The 1,201-nt window shown below is 60.6% G+C and carries 2 protein-coding genes; both read right to left on the minus strand.

Annotated features, from left to right (window positions below; genetic code table 11):
- On the minus strand, nucleotides 1–848 hold an 848-nt coding region (locus tag ACVOLJ_RS20845), incomplete at its 3' end, for an IS3 family transposase (protein WP_481564993.1).
- Nucleotides 845–1,138, minus strand: coding sequence for a transposase (locus ACVOLJ_RS20850; protein ID WP_087921478.1), 294 nt, complete (start codon nucleotides 1,136–1,138; stop codon nucleotides 845–847). The genes ACVOLJ_RS20850 and ACVOLJ_RS20845, both read right to left, overlap by 4 nt.
- Nucleotides 1,139–1,201 lie beyond the last annotated feature (63 nt).

Here is a 1,201-nt window from a genome sequence, read left to right on the forward strand (position 1 = left end):
CTGAGCTGCCGGGCGTAGTTGTTAGGCGAATGGTAGCCCAGCGCCGAGTGTAGCCGGGCTGGATTGTAGAAGCCGTGGATGTAAGCAGCGATGGACTGGCTGGCTTGTTCCTTACTGGCGTAAGGCTCGGCAGCCTCTTCTGTCTTGAACGTCGCAAAGAAGCTCTCAGCCACGGCGTTGTCCCAGCAATTGCCAGGCCGGCTCATGCTTTGGACCACGCCATGGGACTGCAGCAGCTGGCGAAACTCGTTCCCCCAGTACTGCCCGCCACGATCTGAATGGAAGATCAGGCCGGGTCGTTGTGGATACAGAGCCCAGGCATTGGCAAATGCTTTCACCACCAGTTCTTCAGTCAGGCGCTTGGAAACGCTGTAGCCCAGCACCTGCCGGGTCTGGACGCTGATGACCACGGCCAGATGCAGCCATCCCTGGCGAGTGGGGACATACGTGATATCCCCGACCCACGCTGCCGGTCCGGTTCCGGGGGCAAATTGCCGATCCAGCAGGTTGGGGGCGAGCTGAGATGAGCCGCCGGAGGATTTGGGCCGGAATCGGCCTTTGGTCTTGCCCTGAATTCGCTCCTCGGCCATTAACCGTGCCACCCGTTTGTGGCCGACTGGATGATTCCTGGCTCGTAAGGCCCTGACCAGCCGACGCCGCCCATAACTGCGCTTGCTGGCCACATGGATGGCCCGAAGCTCGGTACGGAGGGCCGAATCGACATCGCACGTTTGGGCACACTGCCGGCGCAGGTAGTCATGAAATCCAGAGACAGAAACACCAAGAACCCGACACAGCAACCTGGTCGGGTAGCGAGTCCTTTGACTGGCGACGAAGGCGTACCTCACTTGGACTCTCTGGCAAAGAACGCCGCCGCTTTTTTTAGGATTTCACGCTCCATCTTCAGATTGGCGTTCTCGGCCCGAAGGCGGCTGATCTCGCTTTCCAGGTCGGTGGCCGGCCTGCGAGCTTCAGAGGTCAGCGATCGGCCAGCACGGACCGCGTCAATCCAATTTGCCAGCGTCTTGACGGACATTTCCAGTTGGCGGGCCGCTGCGGCTGGGCCGAGCGACTCGGCCAGCTCCACGGCCTGGTGCTTGAACTCATCGGTGTAGCTACGGCGGGTGATACGGGACATAAGGGACCTCCAAGTGCGATCAAAGTATCGCTTCTTGGCGTCTGCCTACGGGGAGCCAGATCA

Source organism: Stenotrophomonas sp. STEN046, from assembly GCF_056759755.1.

Coding starts and splice junctions, on each gene's coding strand:
- ACVOLJ_RS20850 (WP_087921478.1), bottom strand. CDS start 1,138: ATGTCCCGTATCACCCGCCGTAGCTACACCGATGAGTTCAAGCACCAG.